At 73.0% G+C, this 19565-nt stretch carries 15 protein-coding genes and 1 pseudogene; 8 read left to right on the plus strand and 8 right to left on the minus strand.

Annotated elements, in window-relative coordinates; all coding sequences use genetic code 11:
* Positions 1 to 170 precede the first annotated feature (170 nt).
* A complete protein-coding gene (locus ABEA43_RS42570; RefSeq protein WP_345571289.1) occupies positions 171 to 2606 on the plus strand; it encodes a glycoside hydrolase family 3 N-terminal domain-containing protein in 2436 nt (811 codons plus the stop codon).
* Complete coding sequence (locus ABEA43_RS42575; protein WP_345571290.1) at positions 2590 to 3621, plus strand: LacI family DNA-binding transcriptional regulator; 1032 nt, start codon at positions 2590 to 2592, stop codon at positions 3619 to 3621. Before ABEA43_RS42570 ends, ABEA43_RS42575 begins: the two co-directional genes overlap by 17 nt.
* A gap of 51 nt (positions 3622 to 3672) precedes the next feature.
* Here the strand turns inward: ABEA43_RS42575 and ABEA43_RS42580 are convergent, their stop codons facing one another.
* The 3 genes from ABEA43_RS42580 to ABEA43_RS42590 form a co-directional block, all read right to left on the minus strand.
* The gene (locus ABEA43_RS42580; protein WP_345571292.1) at positions 3673 to 6798 is read right to left on the minus strand and encodes a M48 family metalloprotease; all 3126 of its coding nucleotides are present in this window, start codon (positions 6796 to 6798) and stop codon (positions 3673 to 3675) included.
* A gap of 3 nt (positions 6799 to 6801) precedes the next feature.
* Positions 6802 to 7311, minus strand: coding sequence for a hypothetical protein (locus ABEA43_RS42585; RefSeq protein WP_345571294.1), 510 nt, complete (start codon positions 7309 to 7311; stop codon positions 6802 to 6804).
* A gap of 125 nt (positions 7312 to 7436) precedes the next feature.
* Positions 7437 to 7808 carry a siderophore-interacting protein gene (locus ABEA43_RS42590; RefSeq protein WP_345571296.1) on the minus strand — a complete coding sequence of 124 codons (372 nt, stop codon included), beginning with the start codon at positions 7806 to 7808 and terminating at the stop codon, positions 7437 to 7439.
* 125 nt (positions 7809 to 7933) lie between these two features.
* Here ABEA43_RS42590 and ABEA43_RS42595 point away from each other — a divergent pair, with 125 nt between their 5' ends.
* Positions 7934 to 8998 carry an NAD(P)-binding domain-containing protein gene (locus ABEA43_RS42595; RefSeq protein WP_345571298.1) on the plus strand — a complete coding sequence of 355 codons (1065 nt, stop codon included), beginning with the start codon at positions 7934 to 7936 and terminating at the stop codon, positions 8996 to 8998.
* 27 nt (positions 8999 to 9025) lie between these two features.
* Here the strand turns inward: ABEA43_RS42595 and ABEA43_RS42600 are convergent, their stop codons facing one another.
* Positions 9026 to 9664, minus strand: coding sequence for a GNAT family N-acetyltransferase (locus tag ABEA43_RS42600; RefSeq protein WP_345571299.1), 639 nt, complete (start codon positions 9662 to 9664; stop codon positions 9026 to 9028).
* 134 nt (positions 9665 to 9798) lie between these two features.
* On the opposite strand from ABEA43_RS42600, the gene ABEA43_RS42605 reads away from it, so the two are divergent.
* From ABEA43_RS42605 to ABEA43_RS68315, 4 genes and pseudogenes are all read left to right on the plus strand, one after another.
* Positions 9799 to 11433, plus strand: a complete 1635-nt coding sequence (locus ABEA43_RS42605; RefSeq protein WP_345571301.1) for a serine/threonine-protein kinase — start codon at positions 9799 to 9801, stop codon at positions 11431 to 11433.
* A gap of 112 nt (positions 11434 to 11545) precedes the next feature.
* The gene (locus ABEA43_RS42610) at positions 11546 to 12562 is read left to right on the plus strand and encodes a coiled-coil domain-containing protein (RefSeq protein ID WP_345571302.1); all 1017 of its coding nucleotides are present in this window, start codon (positions 11546 to 11548) and stop codon (positions 12560 to 12562) included.
* A gap of 281 nt (positions 12563 to 12843) precedes the next feature.
* Positions 12844 to 13119 (plus strand): hypothetical protein, encoded by a 276-nt coding sequence (locus ABEA43_RS42615; RefSeq protein ID WP_345571303.1) that lies wholly within the window; start codon positions 12844 to 12846, stop codon positions 13117 to 13119.
* Positions 13120 to 13343: 224 nt separating this feature from the next.
* Positions 13344 to 13448: pseudogene (locus ABEA43_RS68315) on the plus strand (helix-turn-helix domain-containing protein); the annotation flags it as partial.
* 68 nt (positions 13449 to 13516) lie between these two features.
* On the opposite strand, the gene ABEA43_RS42620 reads toward ABEA43_RS68315, so the two are convergent.
* The 4 genes from ABEA43_RS42620 to ABEA43_RS42635 form a co-directional block, all read right to left on the minus strand.
* Positions 13517 to 13789 (minus strand): hypothetical protein, encoded by a 273-nt coding sequence (locus tag ABEA43_RS42620; protein ID WP_345571305.1) that lies wholly within the window; start codon positions 13787 to 13789, stop codon positions 13517 to 13519.
* A 60-nt stretch (positions 13790 to 13849) separates the two neighbouring features.
* On the minus strand, positions 13850 to 14317 hold the full coding sequence (locus tag ABEA43_RS42625; protein ID WP_345571307.1) for a hypothetical protein: 468 nt from the start codon (positions 14315 to 14317) through the stop codon (positions 13850 to 13852).
* Between the two features lie 149 nt (positions 14318 to 14466).
* Entirely contained in the window at positions 14467 to 15969 is a 1503-nt protein-coding gene (locus tag ABEA43_RS42630; RefSeq protein ID WP_345571309.1) for a sugar ABC transporter ATP-binding protein, read from the minus strand.
* Positions 15970 to 16043: 74 nt separating this feature from the next.
* A complete protein-coding gene (locus ABEA43_RS42635) occupies positions 16044 to 16844 on the minus strand; it encodes a DeoR/GlpR family DNA-binding transcription regulator (protein ID WP_345571311.1) in 801 nt (266 codons plus the stop codon).
* Between the two features lie 162 nt (positions 16845 to 17006).
* On the opposite strand from ABEA43_RS42635, the gene ABEA43_RS42640 reads away from it, so the two are divergent.
* Entirely contained in the window at positions 17007 to 19535 is a 2529-nt protein-coding gene (locus ABEA43_RS42640) for a PA14 domain-containing protein (protein ID WP_345571313.1), read from the plus strand.
* The last annotated feature ends 30 nt before the right edge of the window (positions 19536 to 19565 follow it).

Genomic DNA, 19565 nt, shown 5'->3' on the forward strand with positions numbered 1-19565 from the left:
ACCCGTTGCCCCCGAAACCCCCCTGGCTCTCGGGTGAGGCGCGTGTAAGGTACTCTCGCGCGGCCTCTCGCCGGATGACGGCAAAAAGGAGGTTCTCCGTCGCGGCCGCCCCATGTCGTCGAAATATTTCGAAAAGCTTGCGACGGAAACCCAGCTCTTAAGGAGAGCACATGACGGCTCTTGATCGGACTTTCGCGGCGGACCGGGTTCTTCACCCGTGGCAGGACCCGGCGCTCCCCGTGGCCGAGCGAGTCGACGCCCTCCTGGCCGAGATGACACTGGAGGAGAAGGTCGGCCAGCTTGGCAGCCGCTGGCTCGGCAACGACATGCAGGACGCCGGCGACCCGCCGCCGGACGCCGACCCGCTGAACGTGGCTCCGATGCAGGACGTGTTCGCGGCGTCGGGCACCGTGCCCCTGGAGGAGGCGATCCGCCACGGGCTCGGCCACCTGACCCGCGTGTACGGCAGCGCCCCGGTGACCGCCGAGCAGGGCGCGGCGGAGACCGTACGCCTGCAGCGCGCGGTCGTCGAGCGCTCCAGGCTCGGCATCCCGGCCATCGTCCACGAGGAGTGCCTGACCGGGTTCACCACCTACGGCGCGACCGTCTACCCGGCGGCCATCGCGTGGGCGGCGACGTTCGACCCCGGGCTGGTGGAGCGGATGGCCGCGGCGATCGGGCGCGACCTGCGGGCCGTGGGCGTGCACCAGGGCCTGTCGCCGGTGCTGGACGTGGTGCGCGACTACCGGTGGGGCCGGGTCGAGGAGACCATGGGCGAGGACCCGTACCTGGTCGCGATGCTCGGCGCGGCCTACGTGCGCGGGCTGGAGGGCGCCGGGGTCATCGCCACGCTCAAGCACTTCGCCGGCTACTCCGCCTCCAGGGCCGCGCGCAACCACGGTCCCGTGCCGATGGGCCGCCGCGAGCTGATGGACATGATCCTGCCGGCGTTCGAGACGGCGATCGCCCTGGGCGGCGCCGGCTCGGTGATGAACTCCTACGCCGACGTGGACGGCGTCCCCGCCGCGGCCGACTCCTGGCTGCTGACCGAGGTACTGCGCGAGGAGTGGGGCTTCACCGGCACCGTCGTCTCCGACTACTGGGCCGTGCCGTTCCTGGCGACGATGCACCGGGTCGCCGCCGACCCCGGCGAGGCCGGCGCCCAGGCGCTCGCCGCCGGGATCGACGTCGAGCTGCCCGACACGCTCGGGTTCGGGCAGGGCCTGGCCGAACGGGTGCGCCGCGGCGAGCTGCCCGAGTCCCTGGTGGACCGCGCCGCGCGCCGCCTGCTCACCCAGAAGGTACGGCTCGGCCTGCTCGACCCCTCCTGGACGCCCGAGGGCTCGGTCGCCGGGGCCGCCACCGTGGACCTGGACTCGCCGGCCAACCGGGAGCTGGCCCGGGAGCTGGCCGAGCGGTCCGTCATCCTGCTCGCGGCGGGGGACGTCCTGCCCCTGCTCGGCGAGGGACGGACGGCCCCCGCCCGCGTCGCCGTCGTCGGGCCCGCCGCCGACGACCCCCGTACGTTCATGGGCTGCTACGCCTTCCCCAACCACGTCCTGCCCCGCCACCCCGGCTTCGGGCTCGGCATCGAGGCGCCCACCGTCCTCGACGCGCTGCGCGCCGAGCTGCCCGGTGCCGCGATCACCTACGAGCGCGGCTGCGACGTGCGCGACGAGGACCGCTCCGGCTTCCCCGCCGCCGTGGCCGCCGCCCGCGCGGCGGACCTGTGCGTGGCCGTCGTGGGCGACCTGGCGGGCCTGTTCGGGCAGGGCACCTCGGGCGAGGGCTGCGACGCCGAGGACCTGCGGCTGCCCGGCCCGCAGGCCGGCCTGCTGGCCGAGCTCGCCGCCACGGGCACGCCCGTCGTCGTGGTGGTCGTCTCCGGCCGCCCGTACGCCCTGGGCGAGGTCCACGCGGACGCCGCCGCGCTCGTCCAGGCGTTCATGCCCGGCGAGGAGGGCGGGGCGGCGATCGCCGGCGTGCTCTCCGGCCGGATCCAGCCCGCCGGGCGGCTGCCCGTGCAGATCCCGCGCACCCCCGGCGGCCAGCCGGGCACCTACCTGCAGCCGCCGCTCGGCGCCGACAGCCACGGCATCAGCAACCTCGACCCGTCCCCGCTGTTCCCCTTCGGGCACGGCCTGTCCTACACCACGTTCGAGGTCGGCGACCTGCTGATCAGCGACGCCGAAGTGCCGACGGACGGCGAGTTCACCGTCTCCGTCACCGTGCGCAACACCGGCGGCCGGGCCGGCGAGGAGGTCGTCCAGCTCTACCTGCACGACGTCCTGGCGCAGGTCACCCGGCCCGTGCGGCAGCTCGCCGGGTTCGCCCGGGTCCGGCTGGAGCCGGGCGAGTCCACCGGCGTGCGCTTCCACGTGCACGCCGACCGCACCGCCTTCACCGGCCGCGACCTCCGCCGCGTCGTCGAGCCGGGGGACGTGGAGGTGCTCGTCGGCACGTCGGCGGCCGACCTGCCGTGCCGGGGCGGCGTACGATTGACCGGCCCGTCGCGATACGTGGGCCGGGACCGCCGGCTCGTCACGCCCGTGGACGTGGGATCCGCCGCTCGGCAGCAAGGGGGTGGAGATGACGGCCAGTCCTAGACGCACCACCCTCGCCACGGTCGCCGCCTCGGCGGGCGTGTCGGTGGCGACCGTCTCCAAGGTGCTCAACGGCCGCAGCGACGTCGCGCCGGCCACCCGGTCGCTGGTGCAGTCGCTGTTGCAGCAGCACGACTACGTGGCGCCGGCGCCGCGCCGGGGGGAGACGACCGGGATCACCACCGTCGAGGTGCAGTTCGACGCGGACCTCAACGCGTACTCGACGGAGATCATCCAGGGCGTGGTGGCGGCGGGGGCAGAGGCCGGGGTGGGCGTCGTGATCAGCATCAGGAAGGGCGCCGACCGCACCACGGGGTGGGCCCGCGACCTCGTCACGGCGGGCCGGCGGGCGCTGATCGCGGTGACCAGCCAGATGACCGCCCGCCACCTCGCCGCGCTGTCCAGGGCGCGGCTGCCGCTCGTCCTGATCGACCCGCTGAACCTGCCGCGCACCCGCGTGACCAGCATCGGCTCCACCAACTTCGCCGGCGGGCTGGCCGCCACCCACCACCTGCTCTCGCTCGGGCACCGGCGCATCGCCTACATCGGCGGCCCCGCCACCGCCGCCTGCAACCAGGCCCGCCTGCACGGCTACCGGGCGGCCATGGAGTCGGAGGGCGCGCCCGTGCTGCCCGGCTACGCCCTGTCGGGGCACTTCCGCTACCACGACGGGGTGGCGGGCGCGGAGGCCGTCCTGGACCTGCCGCAGGCGCCGACGGCCATCTTCGCCGGGAGCGACGAGACGGCGCTCGGGGTGATGGAGGCGGCGCGGGCGCGGGGGCTGCGCATCCCGGACGATCTCAGCGTGGTGGGGTTCGACGACACGCAGATCGCCCAGATGGCCTCGCCGCCGCTCACGACGGTCCGGCAGCCGTTGCGGGAGATGGGGGGCGTGGCCTTGCGGACGGCGCTGCGGCTGGCGGCGGGGGAGAGGGTCGACTCCCATCATGTGGAGCTCGCCACCGAGCTGGTGGTCCGCGGCTCCACAGCTCCAGTGCCCGGCCGCCTCCACCCCTGACACCGGCCCTCGCCTCCCGGGCCCCGGTGTGGCGGCCGGTGTGATCGCGGGTCAGCCGCCTTTCGCGACGGTGGTGAGGCAGGCGGGGCAGTCGCCGGTCACCTTCTCGCCCCACGACCGCAGGTGCCCCAGCGCGTCCTCCTCCTTGGCCCGCGCCGCCCGGGCGGCGTCCTGGCCGCCGGTCTCCAGGGAGGTCGCCAGCAGGTCGAACGCGTCGGCCTGCGCCTGGGTGAACGCGATCCAGTCCCGGTGGGCGGCGCGGGCCGGCGTACTGACCGGCTGGTACGCCCGTGCCTCGCTGAGCAGGGCCCGCATCGGGACCAGCGCTTCCGCGCGCAACCTGGCGGCCTTGCGGGCCGGGGTCGCGTCGTCGGCGACGATCGCGTTCCTGGCCGTACGGGCGCTCTGGAGCCGGTCCAGGAGGGTGGGCGCGAGGACGTTCAGGTAGTGGGCGGCCTCCAGGCGGGCGGTCAGCGGTGGCGGGATGGGGACGGACTCGTACGAGCCGACGAGCGGAACCCGCGCGGCGATCACCACCCCGGCCAACGCCAGCCCGAGCACCGCCGTCCCCGCCACCCGCCGCACAACCGAACCGCCGGCCGCCCGAGGCACGGCGAAGCCACCGGAACCCGCCGCACCGGCTGCCCGCGGGCTGGAGGAGCCACCAGGAACGCTCGCGTCGGCTGCCTGGGGACCGGACGACTCAGCAGGGACCCGCGCGCTTCGCCGGAGCAGGAGGGCGGCCGGGGCAGCGAGGACGGCGAAGACGAACCCGACGAGCAGCGGCCGGGGAATGACCACGAGCACGAATCCGAGGGCGGGCCGGCCGCCGAGGACGGTGGTCACCACGACGTGCCCGACCCCGGCCACGAGCCCGGCCAGCGGTCCCACCAGCAGCGCACCACCGACGCCGCGCCACGACGACAGCGCCTGCACCACCGCCGCCGCCACGCAGGCCGCCGCGGTCAGCCACATGCCGGTGTACACGTGCTGCGCCCGCTCCGGCATGGTGTCCGCAGGGCCCATGACCAGTTCGAACGCGAGCATGGCCATGGCGCTCACCACCCCGGCCGCGACGGCGACCCCCACAGCCCCAGCCATCCACCCGACCCCGGATGCGGCACCCGCGCCCGGCCCCACATCCGGTCCGGCGCTCGGTTCCGCGCTCGCGTCCAGGTTCGGTCCGGTGTCCGGTCGTGCGTTGGCTGTGTCCGGGTCCAGCCCCGGCGCCGGCGGTCGCGGGGGTGGCTCGATCAGCCAGCCGGGGATGGGTGGGCCGCGCCGGGAGGCGGCTTGGGCCCAGGCGGCTGCGGCGGCCGGCATGAGCACGGCGCCCAGGACCGGCCACGTCCACGGCATGTTGACCAGCCACAACCGGGCCACCTCCCACCCGCCCTGGTCAAGGGCGAGATCGGCCTGACCCGCCAGCCACAGCACCGTGGCGAACAGCACCCAGTTGACCCCCACCGCGAGCACCCAGGAGACCCGCCGCGACATCGCCGGCGCGGCGTCCGCCCAGAGCTCACCGAGCCCGGCGGCCAGCACCGTCGCGCCCAGCCCGGCCCAGCCCGTCACCGCCACCGTCCAGCCGGGGTCGACCCCGGTCTGGGCGAGCGAGGCCACCTGACCGGCGACGAGCCCCGCCGCCACCCCGGACGCGACCGGCCAGACCCGCGCCGTTTCGCCCGCGGCGCGCCGGACGAGCGCCGCCCGCCACAGCCCGAGGCCGGCCGAGCCGCCCAGCAACAGCCCGGTGAGCACGGCGGGGACGAGGAAGACGAGGTCGGTACGGCCCGTACCGGTGAGGACGCCGGTCAGGCCGCCGGCCACCAGCGGGACGATGAGCGCGGCCAGGAACGCGGCGCTGAAGCCGTCCAGGAACGTGACGCCCACGGCCAGCTCGGGCCGCTCCAGCACGGCCCTGCGGCGGGCCGGCGAGGGGTGGAAGGCCGGCAGCCGCCGGTACCACGGGAGCGTGCCCTGGTCCCGCGCGCGGGCGAGGATCGCGGTGAACGTTCCCGGGCCGCCGCCCGCCCTGGCCGCGCGCAGATCGGCGTCGTGCTCACGGGAGCGCAGCAGCGCACGGGAGACGAGCAGCGCCGTCACCGCCAGCAGCAGCACCCGCCAGAGGTAGCCGGGCAGCAGGGAGCGGTCGGCCGCCAGGAGCATGACCGCGACCGGCAGGGCGAGCAGGGGTACGAGGACGTACCCCAGGGAGCGGGCCAGCCACGCCAGGGCGACGTCGCGGTGGGCGACGTGCGCGAGCTCATGGCGTACCAGCGGATCGAACAGCTCCCTGTCCCGCCACCGCACCGCCACGGCCTGCGGCAGGACGATCCGGTAGCGCCCCGGCCGCCCATAGCTGTAGCCGTCGCGCAGCATCGCCGTCCCCAGGAACGCGCCGGGGACCCGCGCCAGCCCCGCCTCCGCCGCGAGCGCGGCGACCCGCTCGGCGGCCTGCGGCACCAACGGCCCCAGCGGACGCAGCCGGCGCCGGCGTTCGACGACGACCGGAGCCAGGCCCATCACCACCAGCCCTGCCACCGCCGCGAGCGCCACCCCGCCGAACGCGAACCCCGCCGTGCGCCGCGCGGTCGGCATGAGACAGCGCTCGAACAGCACCTGGTGCGCAGCGGCCAGCTCGAACCCCCCGGCCTCGATCGGCCCGATACTGGTCGGTCCGGGATCCGTCGTGTCGTCCGCCGGTCCGATGCCGGTCGGCCCGGCGTCCGTGGGCTCGGCATCGGGTGCCGCGGAATTGGCCGTCCCCGTAACAGGCGGGACGAATGGTGCCGAGCCGGGCAGCAGGGCACGGCGCTCGGCCGGCGTCAGCCCGGCGACCGCCCGTGCGGCCGCGGCGTCGCAACGGGCCGCGACGATGAGCCAGTCCTCATGGACCTGGTCGTGCAGCCAGCCGCCCACGAACGCGCCGGCGCCGAGCAGCGCGGCCAGCAGCAGGACGAAGCGCGACGTCGTCGGCGACGGGTACGCCAGCGCGAACGGCCGCGCCGGCACACCGCCCCTGAAGCCACCGCCCGCCCTGAACGTGCCGCCGGTCCGGAAGCCGCCGCTCTGGGAGGGGTCACCGCTCTGAGGGCCGTCACCGGCCCCGGAGGTGCCGCCGGGCTGCGCGGCGCCGCCGGTCCCGGACGTGGCGCCGTTCCCGGAGGTGTCCATGGCTCACCGGGCGACCAGCCCGCCCACCACGGCGTCGGCGAGGAGCTTCGCCTGCTCGTCCCCGAGCTTGACCCCCTGGGCCGCCCGGTAGGCGACCTCGCGCACCTCCCGCAGCTGCTCCCTGCTCAGCGGCTCGACGCCGCCCGGCGCCGCGTCCAGGGCAGGCGCCGCCTCCTTGCGGCGGAAGCGCCGGCGTACGAGACCGACCACGTGCGTCGCGGACTCCGCCGCGACCGCCTCGGCCATCGTCGTGACCAGGAACTGCACCACCGGCACGGAAACCGCCAGCACGTACGGCGTCAGCATGACCAGGTCGAGGCCGAAGCCGACCGGCTCGTCCCGGGACCGGGCGGCCGGCACGGCCCGGGGGTCGCGGAAGTATTCGGCCGCGTTCTCCTGGAAGAGCACCAGCTCCTCCGGCGCGCTCTCCTCGAGCACGAGCCGGGCCAGCTCGGCCACCAGCGCGTTCTCGGCATCGGGCGGGAGTTGCGCGGCGGCAACCTCATCGCTCACTGGATCCCCCTCGGCTGTGCTGACCCCCGGGCTCCTGACACCCCCGGAAGGCCGCGGCCAGGGGAGCGCCACACGCGAACGTGTCATAGGAAACCACGCACGCCCGACGCTGTCACCCCGCGCGTTCAGCCCGCCTTCCAGTAGCCGCCGAAGCAGCCGCGATCACCGTCCCACCCGCGCTCCCGCAGCAGGTGCCGGCGCAGGTCGCGGACCACGCCGCTCTCCCAGGCCACCCACGCGTACCCGTCGCTCGCGTCGAACGAGGCGTCGCGCAGCGCCTCCAGCAGCGAAGGACCGCCCCCGGCGCGCGGCAGCCAGGTGGTGTCGGCCTCGCACCGGAGGTCCAGGTGCTGGACGCCGGCCTCGGTCGGCACCTCGAGGAGCGCGCGCACCCGGGTCCGCGCGGGCAGGGCCTCCAGGATGGCGGAGATCGCCGGCAGGGCGGTCTCGTCACCGGCGACGAGCTGCCAGGCGGCGGCGCCGGGACGGTACTCCACCCCGGCCGTGATCGGCCCGGCGGACGCGTAGCCCGCGTCAAAGTTAGATGAGGAACCTAATAACGTCGGACGGCAACCTCAGGGGGCCGGGAAGAGGCCGGGGGTCCGGGCGGTTTCCTCTCATCGTGGAGGAGACCGAGGTGGTGGTGATCGGCGCCGGGCAGGCGGGGCTGTCCAGCGCGTACTTCCTGCGCCGGTTCGGGTTCGAGCCGGTCGTGCTGGACGCGGGCGAGGGCGCCGGGGGAGCGTGGCGGCACCGATCGCCCTCGCTGACCATGGGCAAGGTGCACGGCATCTTCGACCTGCCGGGCGTGCACCGGGAGCCCGGCGTGGACGGCCTGCGGCCCGCGGCCGAGGTGGTCCCGGCCTACTACGCCTCCTACGAGGAGCGGATGGGGCTGGACGTCGTGCGCCCGGTCAGGGTGGAGTCCGTCCGGCGTGGCGGGGACGGCCTGCTGGTGGTCGGGACGGATGCGGGCGAGTGGGCGGCCCCCGCCGTGGTGAACGCGACCGGCACGTGGACCCGGCCGTACTGGCCCTACTATCCGGGCGCGGCCGGCTTCGCGGGGCGGCAGCTGCACTACGCGGGCTACCGGGGGCCGGCGGAGTTCGCCGGGCGGCGGGTGGTCGTGGTGGGCGGCGGGGCGTCGGCGATGCACGTGCTGTCCGAGATCGCCGGGATCGCCGCCGCCACCGCGTGGGTGACGCGGCGGCCGCCCGTCTTCAGGGACGACGACTTCGGTGAGGACGCCAGGCGGGAGGCCGTCGCCCTGGTCGAGGAGCGCGTACGCGCCGGGCTGCCGCCGCAGAGCGTCGTCGGCGTCACCGGCCTCGGCTACAGCACCGTCGTGCGGCAGGCGCTGGCGAAGGGGGCGCTGGACCGGCTGCCCATGTTCCGGCGCCTCACCGGGGAGGGTGTCGCCTGGGCGGACGGGCGGCGTCTGGAGGCGGACACGATCATCTGGGCCACCGGCTTCCGCTCCGCCCTGGACCACCTCGCCCCGCTGCGCCTCCGGGAGCCGGGGGGCGGCATCAAGGTGGACGGCACCCAGGTGGTCAAGGAGCCCGCGCTCCAGCTCGTCGGCTACGGGCCCTCCGCCAGTACGATCGGCGCGAACCGCGCGGGTCGTTCGGCCGCGCGCAACGTCCGCCGCCACCTGACCACCCGCCCGGCCCGCCCCGCCGCCTGACCCCGCGGGCCCCGGCCGGGACGCCGGTTACTTCTCGGCGATGCCGAAGGCGGTCCAGCCCCGGTCGGGGAAACCGGCCGCGGTGGCCACCGCGGCCGACGCCGCGTTCGTGAAAGCGTGCAGGTACGTCGGCACCGCCCCCTCGTCCAGCACCCGCCGCGCCGCCTGGGCCACCAGCCGCCTGGCCAGGCCGCGCCCCCGCGCCTCAGGGGCCGTCACCACCGAGAGCTCGTGCCCGAACGCGTCGTGCCGCTTGACCCCCACCCCCGCCAGATGCGAGCCCGTGCCCGGGTCCACGGCCACCAGCACCTCGCCCCCGAAGACGTGCATCCACTCCGGCACCCCGGGCGCGGTGGCGGGCACCCAGTCGCCGGCGTCCGCCAGCGGGGCCGGCCGGGTGGTCCAGCGGTAGACGGCCTCGAACCAGCCGCGCTCGCCGTACCCGACCAGCTTCGGGATCTCCGCCAGCGTCCGCGCGGCCGTCACGCGGGCCACGTGCTCCGGCGCCACCGACAGGACCGCGCCGTCCGGGGTGCCCACGCCGAGCGCGGGATGGACGATGCCGTCCCAGGCCGGCAAGGTACGCCGGTCAGAGCCGGTGACGTGCAGCTTCTCCTCGGGGGGCCAGGCGCCGAGCCAGTGCCGTAGATGATCGGTAAGAGACACGAACCTACTATAAGAAGTAGTAAAAATACCGATTGCAGCAGGGGGGCGGTCACTCCCGCGAAGGGGCTCGACACGGCGTGTGACGCCGGGATAGCGTCCTGACATAAGGATCTTTATCCGTCAGGAGGTCCCCCATGGAAGTTCCCGGCTACACGGAGATCCGGGAACTCGGACACGGCGGGACAGGCCGGGTCATGCTCGCCGTACGCGACTCCGACGGCCTGGCGGTCGCGATCAAGCACCTGTCGGACCCGCTGCGCGAGGACGGGGCGTTCGTGACCCGGTTCAGGGCCGAGGCGATGGTCATCCGGGAGATCGACAGCCCGCACACCGCCCGCCTGCTGGAGTACGTCGAGGCGCCCGACGACGCCGTCATCGTGATGGAGCTGGTCGAGGGCATCACGCTCCGGCGGCTGCTGGAGGACGAGGGCAGGACGGGCCCGGAGGCCGCGCTCTCGGTGCTCAAGGGGGCGCTGCTCGGGCTGGCGGAGGCCCACCGGCACGGCGTCGTGCACCGCGACTTCAAGCCCGAGAACGTGATGATCACCCAGGAGGGCGACAGCAAGCTCGTCGACTTCGGGGTGGCCGCGCGCTTCGGGGAGACCGCCTCGCTCGCGGGCACTCCGACCTACATGGCGCCCGAGCAGTGGGACGACGCCCCGGCCAGCCCGGCGAGCGACGTCTACGCCGCCACCCTCGTCTTCTTCGAATGCCTGACCGGCCACCGGGTCTTCCAGGGCGGGAACGTGGCCGCCCTGGCCTACCAGCACCAGCACGTCACGCCCGCCCTGGACGACGTCGAGATGCCGCTGCGCGGGCTGGTCGAGCACGGCCTCGCCAAGGATCCCGCGGGGCGGCCCGAGTCCGCGCAGGCGTTCCTGGAGGAGGTCGAGGAGGCCGCGCTCGACGCGTACGGGGACGAGTGGGAGCTGCGCGGACGTACCGGGCTCGGGATCCTGGCCGTGCCGCTCGTCGCGCTGATGCCCAGGCCGCAACCGGTTGCCGAGGACGGCGCGAGCACGAGCATGGTCCACACCACCCTCACGCCCGCCACCAAGATCGCGGTGACCGGCGGGCTGGTGCTGGCGACCGCCGCGGCGGTGGTGGCGGCGTTCGTGATCTGGAACGACTCCGGCCCCGAGCCGGGGCCCGGCCTCGCGCTCCCGCCCGCCACGTCCGCGCCCCCGGCCACCCCGCGCAGCGGGGACCCCGGCTCGCCGACGCCGGCCCCGGACGAGTCGGCCACGGGCACGCCGCCGATCATCTCCATCGCCGAGCCGAGCCTGAATCCCACGGCGAATCCCACAGCGAACCCCACGGCGCCCGCCACCGGCGGCCCGCTGCCGCCCCCCGGCTCGCCGGACCCGACCCGGTCGAGCCGCCCGGAGCCGAGCACGCGCCCGACCACCAGCGCGCCGCCCACGACCCGGCCACCCACCACGCGGCCGCCCACCGAGCGCCCCGACCCGCCCGACAGCGATCCGCCTGCCAGCGACCCGCCCGCCACCCGCCCCCCGACCACCAGAGCGCCCGACCCCAGCACGCCCCCGCCCACCCAGAACAAAGAGCCGCTGATCTCCCTGTCGGTCAAGGTGTCGGTCGACGTGCCGCTGCTCGGCGGCGACGGCGACGGGCTGCTGGACGCCGACGTCGATCTCGGGCTGGGCACCAGCCTCCTGGGGCTGGTCGTGGTGCCCGGCTCGGCCCTGCTCGGACGGCACATCGTCGCCCGAAGGGTACGCAGGTCACGGGATCGGGAAAAGTCATAAGTTGCATGCCAGGAGGGCTGATCCCCTACTATCAGCCTCGGATAGAGGGCGTCCCCCCGGCCTGAATAACTCCTGACCGGAACCTGCCCTGCGGCTCTGGGTAAGGAGAAGAGTGGCGGCTGCGTCTCCCGCCGACCGGTTGCGCGGCCCAGCCCGTACGTCCATCGTGTGGCGTAGTGCCGCCGCCCTGACCGCGGTCCTTCTGGTGCCGCTGTCCGCGACGCCCGCGCCGGCCGCGCCGAAGCCCACGGTCAAGCAGCTCAAGAAAGAGCTGGCCGCGCTCCAGAAGGAGTCGGACAAGCTCATCACCGACTATTACAACAGCCGCATCGCCCAGCAGAAGGCGGAAAAGGCCGAGAAATCGGCGCAGGAGAAGCTGGCCACCGCCCAAGAGGTCTACGACCGCAACTCCGGCGAGCTCAGGGCCATGGCCATCGCCGAGTACACCGGGGGCGAGCCCAACCGCATCGCCCTGATGACCGGCAACCAGGACCCCTCCGCCATGCTCAGCCGGCTGGCGCTGGTCCAGCACCTGGTGGACCTCCAGAACGCCAGGCTGAGCGGCTACGCCCAGGTCAGGGACGCCCACCAGCAGGCCAAGGACGAGGCCGCGGCCCGCGCGGCGGAGCTCGCCGAGACGGTCGGCGACCTGGAGAAGGGCAAGAAGAAGGCCGAGCGGCAGATCGAGAAGATCAAGGACAAGATCGACCAGCTCTACCGGGCGCCGGGCGTGCGGCGCTCCGACGGCACCTGGGTGCCGCAGCTCCCCGAGGGCTCCGACAACATCACGCCCAGGATGCGGCTGGTCAAGCAGCTCATCCAGGACCGGTTCGAGGTGCCGTTCGGGATCGGGTGTTACCGGGCGATCCAGGACGGTGGCGAGCATCCGCTCGGGCGGGCCTGTGACTTCATGCTGAGCCGGGGCGGCGCGCTGCCGTCGGGGGCGGAGCTGGAACGCGGCGAGGAGATCGCCAACTGGGCGATCAAGAACGCCAAGCGGCTGGGCATCATGTACATCATCTACCGGCAGCGCATCTGGCACACCGGCCGGGGCGGCTGGCGGACCATGTCCGACCGCGGCGGCACGACGGCCAACCACTACGACCATCCGCACATCTCGGTCTACTGATCACGTAGAGCCGTCTGACCAGCGCGAATGCTGTCCGAGGTACTCGGCCGGCACCATGACCGATTCTGCGGCATCGCGCAGCACGCTGGCGTAGTCGTGCCGCAGCGCGTGCATGCCGTGTCCACGCGTCCCTTCATCATGGTTCGGGGGTTTCCACCGTGCGGGGGCCTGCGCTATGACCAGCGGCGGGAGATGCTGCGTTGATCCAGGCCTTGACGATTGCTCGTGGCCGGTGATCACCTGAAGGTGTTCTCCTTCCCGAATGTGAGGAGTCACCCAGAATGAAGATCCGCCGATTACATTCCGCCGTACTCGCCGTACTCGCCGTGGCGCTGGGCGCCAGTGTCCTGGCCAGTACCGCGCCCGCCTTCGCCGCCGGGGGCTGGCCGACACGGGACTGGTACCTGCAGGGCCCCTACCAGACCGTGGCCGACTGCGACCTCGCCTTCCAGGACGCTGCGCAGAACGGTCAATACACCGGGCTCCTCTACTGCCACTGGTTCCGCGGAGGCGGCCCCTATCTGGCGGGCTTCTACTACGAGGTGTACATCCCCTGATCAAGGGCCTCAAGACCGGCCGGCCAAGCCTTATGCTCCGGGCCCCCGCCATGGGTAGCTCAGGTAGGTGGCCGCCTACCTGGGCCCTCTGTGGTTCATCCACCAATCGGTGATGATCAGGGCCGCTCGTACGACGAGGTGCCCCCTTCAGGGCGTGGCTTTTACCATTTCGCCCTCTTGCGTCGTCGGCCTGGAGCGGCCCAGCCGGCTGCGAGGCTTCGGTCCGCGGGATCGCGGAGATCGGCCGTTCGTCCGGGTTCGTTCACCGGCTGCCGGAGGAGGCAGGAGCGCCGCTGCGGGGCGGCAACCAGCGTCCGCGCCCCAGGTGACGCTTTTCATCCAGATGCCGATCGGGATGGAGGTCAGAGCGCCGACGACCGGTCGCCCAGGGCCTGTGTCAGTGCCGGGATCGGTCGCGGATGGCAGCTTCAATCCGGAGCAGCGCACCGACCACGGCGATTCCCATGAAGATCAGTACCCATACCTGGGTTCGAGTGTCCAAGCCGCCATTCACCTGAATCAGAGCCAGTAGGACGCCGCCGACAACAGCGACGGTTCCCACATGCCGGAGTCCTGTGCGGCCTTTGGACAGGTCAAGCAGGTCGAACCAGCTCAACTTGTCTATCGGCTCCGGCTTGTTCGGCTGCGGCTCTCTGCCGGCTGCGGTCATGGCGTGAAGCATCCCACGACAGCGGCCATCGGCGTGACCGCTGACCGGGCGTCGGCGACGTCACCGCGTTCTCCAGAAGGCCGCGGTCTCGCTGGTGGACTTGACCATGACGGGCTTGTCCTGCGGGGCGGGCCACACCTGGATCAGGTACTCCTCGATCGGGTCGCCATCGTCTCGCGGATCGCCGTCGTCGCGGTTGCGCCCGTGGACACGCAGCCGGTAATCGCCGGGGCCGGGCAGTTCCAGCTGCTTGGCCGGGTTCTCGCTGCCGTCCGTCGTCGCGAAGTCCATGAACGCCGATCGCCAGGCGACGGACACCTCGGCGACGTCCTGCCAGCCGTCGGCGGTCAAGGGTGGGGCGTCGTCCCACAGCTCGGCGGTGACGACGATGCCGCCGATTTCCTGGCCGCACAGGATGCGGGCGCCGTCGCCATCGGGGTCGGCCTCGACCAGGCCCGTCGCGGTCATGTCCCACTCGAATTCCGTCACCAGGTCTTCGCCGGTCAGGTCAACGGTGGACGCATCCACAAACACCTGAGCGGAAGCGCGGCGTAGCAGAGCCGGCACAGCACTGGATCCTTTCGTCATGCGAGAGGAGGGGCACCCCTCACTGGTCGGCGTGGCTGGGCTTGCCGAGGCAGGAAGCTCGTGTCGTCAGAGCTCGGTCCACAGCCGGGTCAGTCCTTCGCCAGGGCCGCCAGCAGGCGGTCCTCGGTGACCTCGGGCCCGTTGAGCTGCTCGGTGATCGCCCCGTCCCTGAGCACCACCACGCTGTCGCAGTTCTCCACCAGCTCGCCCACGTCCGACGAGATGAGCAGGATCGCCAGCCCGCCCACGGCCAGCTCGTCCAGCAGCGCCTGCATCTCCACCTTGGTCGCCACGTCCACGCCCCTGGTCGGCTCGTCCAGCAGCAGCACCTTGGGCTGCATGGCCAGCCAGCGCGCGAGCAGCACCTTCTGCTGGTTGCCGCCCGACAGCTCCCCGGCCGGCTGGCGCGGTGAGACCGCCTTGATCCCGAGCCGCTTCATGAACGTCGCCACGATGCCGTCGACCTGCGCGTCCGACACGATCCCCGCCCGCGACAGGCGCGGCAGGGCGGCCAGCGCGATGTTGTCGCGCACCGACAGCGTCGGCACGATCCCCTCGGTCTTCCTGTTCTCGGGTACGAGCCCCACCCCGGCCCGTACGGCGCTCCTGATCGACCACTTGCGGGCCGGCCAGGACGATCGCGCGCCCGCCACCGTCACCTGGCCCGCGTCCACCGGCAGCGCGCCCGCGATCGCCCTGGCCGTCTCGCTGCGCCCGGCCCCGAGCAGCCCGCCGAGCCCGACCACCTCGCCCGCCCGCATGGCCAGGGAGACGCCGTCGAGCATGTGGTGACGGGTCAGGCCCTTGGCCTCCAGCACGGGCAGGTCGGCGGACCCGGCGCCGGGGCCGGCCACGCCGGGCTCGGGCGCGGGCTCCACCGGATGGAACGGCCGGCCCAGCATGAGCGAGACCAGCCGCAGCCGGTCGAGCCCGGCCAGCGGGCCGGTGTGCACGACCCGGCCCTCGCGCAGCACCGTGACGCGGTCGCAGATGCCGTAGAGCTCCTCCAGCCGATGCGTCACGTAGACGACCGAGCGGCCCTGCTCGCGCAGCCTCGTCACGGCCCCGAACAGGGTCTCCAACTCGGCGTGTTCGAGCGCCGACGTGGGCTCGTCCATGATCACCAGGCGGGCGTCCGCGGAGGCGGCCCTGGCCAGCGCGACGAGCTGGCGGGCGCCCTCGCCCAGCGACCCGAGCGGGCGGCGCACGTCCACCCGCAGCCCGTACGCGGTCAGCGTCTCCTCGGCGCGCGCGTGCACGGCCGCGGAGTCGATCAGCCCGAGCCGGCTTCTGGGCTCGCGGCCCAGCAGGAGGTTGCGGGCGACGCTCATGGTCGGGACCAGGTTCGTCTCCTGATGGATCGTGGCGATCCCGGCCCGCCTCGCCTCGGCGGGACCGGCGAACCTGACCGGCTCCCCGAGGAGGCGCAGCTCGCCCGCGTCCGGCCGGTGGACGCCGGACAGCACTTTCACCAGCGTGGATTTGCCCGCCCCGTTGCCGCCGACCAGCGCGTGCACCTCGCCGGAGCGCACGGTCAGGGTGACGTGGTCGAGGGCGGTCACACCCTGGAAGGTCTTGAGAACGCCTGCCACCTGTAGCACGGTTGCCTCCGCCTCGATGGTGGTCGAGGAAGGAAACATTATAGTAACGGGATTGTCACATTCGATCAGAACTGGGCAACGTGCAGGCGCACACCGCGCGCGCTGAGCTCGTCGAGCACGTCGCGGGAGGCGGAATCGTCGGTGACGAGGTGGTCGATCCGGTCGGCGGCGACGGTCTGCACCATCGTGTCCACGCCGATCTTGGTGTGGTCGGCCAGCACCACGACCTCCTCGGCGGCCCCGGCCAGCGCCCGGTCGACGCCCGCCACCTGCATGTTGGGCGTGGACAGGCCGCGGTCGGCGGTCAGGCCGTTGCCCGAGATGAACGCCCTGCGCACCCGCAGCCCCGCCAATGAGTGCTCGGCCGCGCTGCCGACCAGGGCGAGGATCGAGCCGCGCAGCGTGCCGCCGGTCAGCATCACCTCGATGCGCGGCGAGCCGGCCAGCACCTGGGCCACCAGCAGCGAGTTGGTCACCACCGCCAGCTCGGAGTGCCTGGTCAGGCGGCGGGCGAACTCCTGCGTGGTGGTGCCGGGGCCGACCACGATCGCGTCGCCGTCCTCGACGAGGGCGCCGGCCAGGTCGGCGATGGCCGCCTTCTCGGCGGACTCGAGCGAGACCTTGTGCGCGTAGCCGGCCTCGCGGGACAGCTCGCCCGGCATGGTGGCGCCGCCGTGATGCCGGTTGAGCAGGCCCTCCGACTCCAGCGCGCGCAGGTCGCGGCGGACGGTGACCTCGGAGGAGTGGACGGCCTGGGCGAGCTCGCGCAGCGACACCGCGCCGTTGGCACGCACCAGCTCCAGGATGCGCTGCCGGCGCTCAGCGGCGAACACCGGCCTGCGGCCGTCGCTCTGCGTGTCGCTCACGTCCCGATCATAGAGGACGCGCCAACATGAGTTCACCTCTGACCGAATGGGAACGAATCTGATCGGAAATCTTGACCGGCTCGGTCCATCGATGCTTACTTTGGAGCGTGTCAGGGTCAAAAGCTGTCCGAACCTGATCGGCGCGTTTCGAAAGGACCCCCCGTGCGTAAGCGCCTTCCGTTGCTGCTGGCCGTCCTCGTGTCCGTGTTATGGCAGATGCCCGCCCCCGTGCCCGCTGCTGCCACTGCCGCCGCCCCTGAGCGGAACGGGCTGCGCGGCGACTACTACCTCGCCTCCGGGGCGGGGAAGTTCGACTTCGCCGAGCTCAAGGCGAGCATCATCGACCCCAACCTGGAGCTCACCGATCTCAACCCCACGTTCAAGCTGCTGACCGGCAGGGAGGACGACGTCAGCGTCCGGTGGACGGGGCAGATCCAGGCCAAGTACTCCGAGACCTACACCTTCACCATGATCGGCGACAACGGCTACCGCCTCTGGGTGGACGGCAAGCCGATCATCGACCACTGGGTGGACGACTGGGACCGCGAGCAGACCGGCACCCCGATCGCCCTCGAAGCGGGCCGGAAGTACGACCTCAAGATCGAGTACTTCGAGCACTTCGGCGGGGCCAACCTGCGGCTGCGCTGGCAGAGCCCGAGCCAGCCGAAGGCCATCGTGCCCATGGCGGCGCTCACCGTGCCGGAGGACTTCCGCCCGGACGGCCCCTACGACGCCAGGCTGAACCAGGCCGGTGACGTCGCGACGCTGACGTACGCCAAGCCGCTGAGCGCGCTGCCCGCGAACGCCGCCGGGAAGCTGGTCGTCACGGTCGGCGGCGCCGCCTGGCCGGTGACCTCCGCAGTCATGAAAAGTCCGGAAACGGTCGAGCTCAAGCTGAAATATCCGGTCCCGTCCAAGGCGGGCAGCACCGTCCGCACCTCCTACGACGGCACCGCCGGCATCACCTACACCGACGGCACGCCGCTGGCCGCCTACCCGTTCGCGCACGTGGTCAACGCCTCCACCTACGTCCTGCGTACCAAGTGGGCCGACGACGTGAACCCGGCGAACCCGCTGCCCGAGTACCCCAGGCCGCAGCTCGTCAGGGACCGCTGGCGCAGCCTCAACGGCACCTGGCAGTTCGCCGCCGCCAAGGAGGGCGAGGCCGCGCCGTTCGGCCGCGACCTGAGCGAGCGCATCGTCGTGCCGTACCCGGTGGAGTCGCAGCTGTCCGGTATCGGGCGGCACGAGGAGCGCATGTGGTACCGCAGGACGTTCGAGGTGCCGCGCACCTGGCGCGGCGAGCGGCTGCTGCTGCACCTCGACGCCGTGGACTGGCAGTCGGCGGTCTACGTGAACGGCAAGCAGGTCGCCACCCACAAGGGCGGCTACGGCCGGATCACCGCGGACGTGACCGCCGCGCTCAAGCGCGGCGGCTCCCAGGAGCTCGTCGTCGGCGTGTACGACCCCACCGACACCGGCACCCAGGCCATCGGCAAGCAGCGGCTCGACCCGAGCGGCATCTGGTACACCGCGAACTCCGGCATCTGGCAGAGCGTCTGGATCGAGCCGGTCGCCAAGGACCGCGTCGACCGTGTCGACACCGTCCCCGACCTGCGCGGCCAGGCACTCTACGTGACCGTCCAGGGCTCGCCCGGCCGCGCCACCGTCGTGGCCAGGGACGGCCGGCGCGTGGTCGGCCGGGTCACCGGTCAGGTCGGCAAGGAGCTCAGGCTGCCGGTGCCGAACCCGAAGCTGTGGTCCCCCGACGACCCGCACCTGTACGACCTGGAGGTCCGGCTCAAGCACGACAAGGTCGAGTCGTACTTCGGGATGCGCTCCATCGCCGTCTCCGGCAACCGCATCCTGCTGAACGGCAAGCCCGTCTTCCAGATCGGCCCGCTCGACCAGGGCTTCTGGCCCGACGGCATCTACACCGCGCCCACCGACGAGGCCCTGCGCCACGACCTGGAGCAGACCAAGGCCCTCGGCTTCAACGCCGTGCGCAAGCACGTCAAGGTCGAGCCCGACCGCTGGTACCACCACGCGGACAAGCTGGGCCTGCTGGTCTGGCAGGACATGCCGTCGGCCTTCCGCACCGACGACCGGCCGCAGTTCGAGGCCGAGCTGCGCGAGCTGGTCGACCAGCACCGCAGCAGCCCGTCGATCGTGATGTGGGTGCCGTTCAACGAGGGCTGGGGCCAGTACGACCAGGCGCGCATCGCCGACCTGGTCAAGAGCTGGGACCCCTCCCGCCTGGTGAACAACATGAGCGGCATCAACTGCTGCGGCGCCGTGGACGGCGGCAACGGCGACGTCAAGGACTTCCACATCTACCCGGGCCCCGGCAACCCCGGCAAACCGGCCGGCGCCAGGGCGAACGTGATCGGCGAGTACGGCGGCCTGGCCCTGCCGGTGGTCGGCCACACCTGGTCGGGCGGCGGCTGGGGCTACGCGGTCGAGCCCGACCCCGAGTCCCTGACCACCCGCTACGTCAACATGATCGGCGAGCTGGCCAGGTTGCACGCCTGCGAGCAGCTCAGCGCCGCCATCTACACCCAGACCACAGACGTCGAGACCGAGATCAACGGCCTCATGACGTACGACAGGGCGATCACCAAGCCCGACGTGAAGCGCGTCCACGACGCGCAGAAGGCGCTGACGGGCGCGATCGACCCCGCCTGCGGCTGACCCGAACCGCGCCCGGGCCCCTGCGGCCCG

Source organism: Nonomuraea rosea (assembly GCF_039539705.1).
In the GTDB taxonomy this organism is placed as follows: Bacteria; Actinomycetota; Actinomycetes; order Streptosporangiales; family Streptosporangiaceae; genus Nonomuraea; species Nonomuraea rosea.

Coding starts and splice junctions, on each gene's coding strand:
- ABEA43_RS42570 (WP_345571289.1), top strand. CDS start 171: ATGACGGCTCTTGATCGGACTTTCGCGGCGGACCGGGTTCTTCACCCG.
- ABEA43_RS42575 (WP_345571290.1), top strand. CDS start 2,590: ATGACGGCCAGTCCTAGACGCACCACCCTCGCCACGGTCGCCGCCTCG.
- ABEA43_RS42620 (WP_345571305.1), bottom strand. CDS start 13,789: ATGACCGCAGCCGGCAGAGAGCCGCAGCCGAACAAGCCGGAGCCGATA.
- ABEA43_RS42615 (WP_345571303.1), top strand. CDS start 12,844: ATGAAGATCCGCCGATTACATTCCGCCGTACTCGCCGTACTCGCCGTG.
- ABEA43_RS42605 (WP_345571301.1), top strand. CDS start 9,799: ATGGAAGTTCCCGGCTACACGGAGATCCGGGAACTCGGACACGGCGGG.
- ABEA43_RS42580 (WP_345571292.1), bottom strand. CDS start 6,798: ATGGACACCTCCGGGAACGGCGCCACGTCCGGGACCGGCGGCGCCGCG.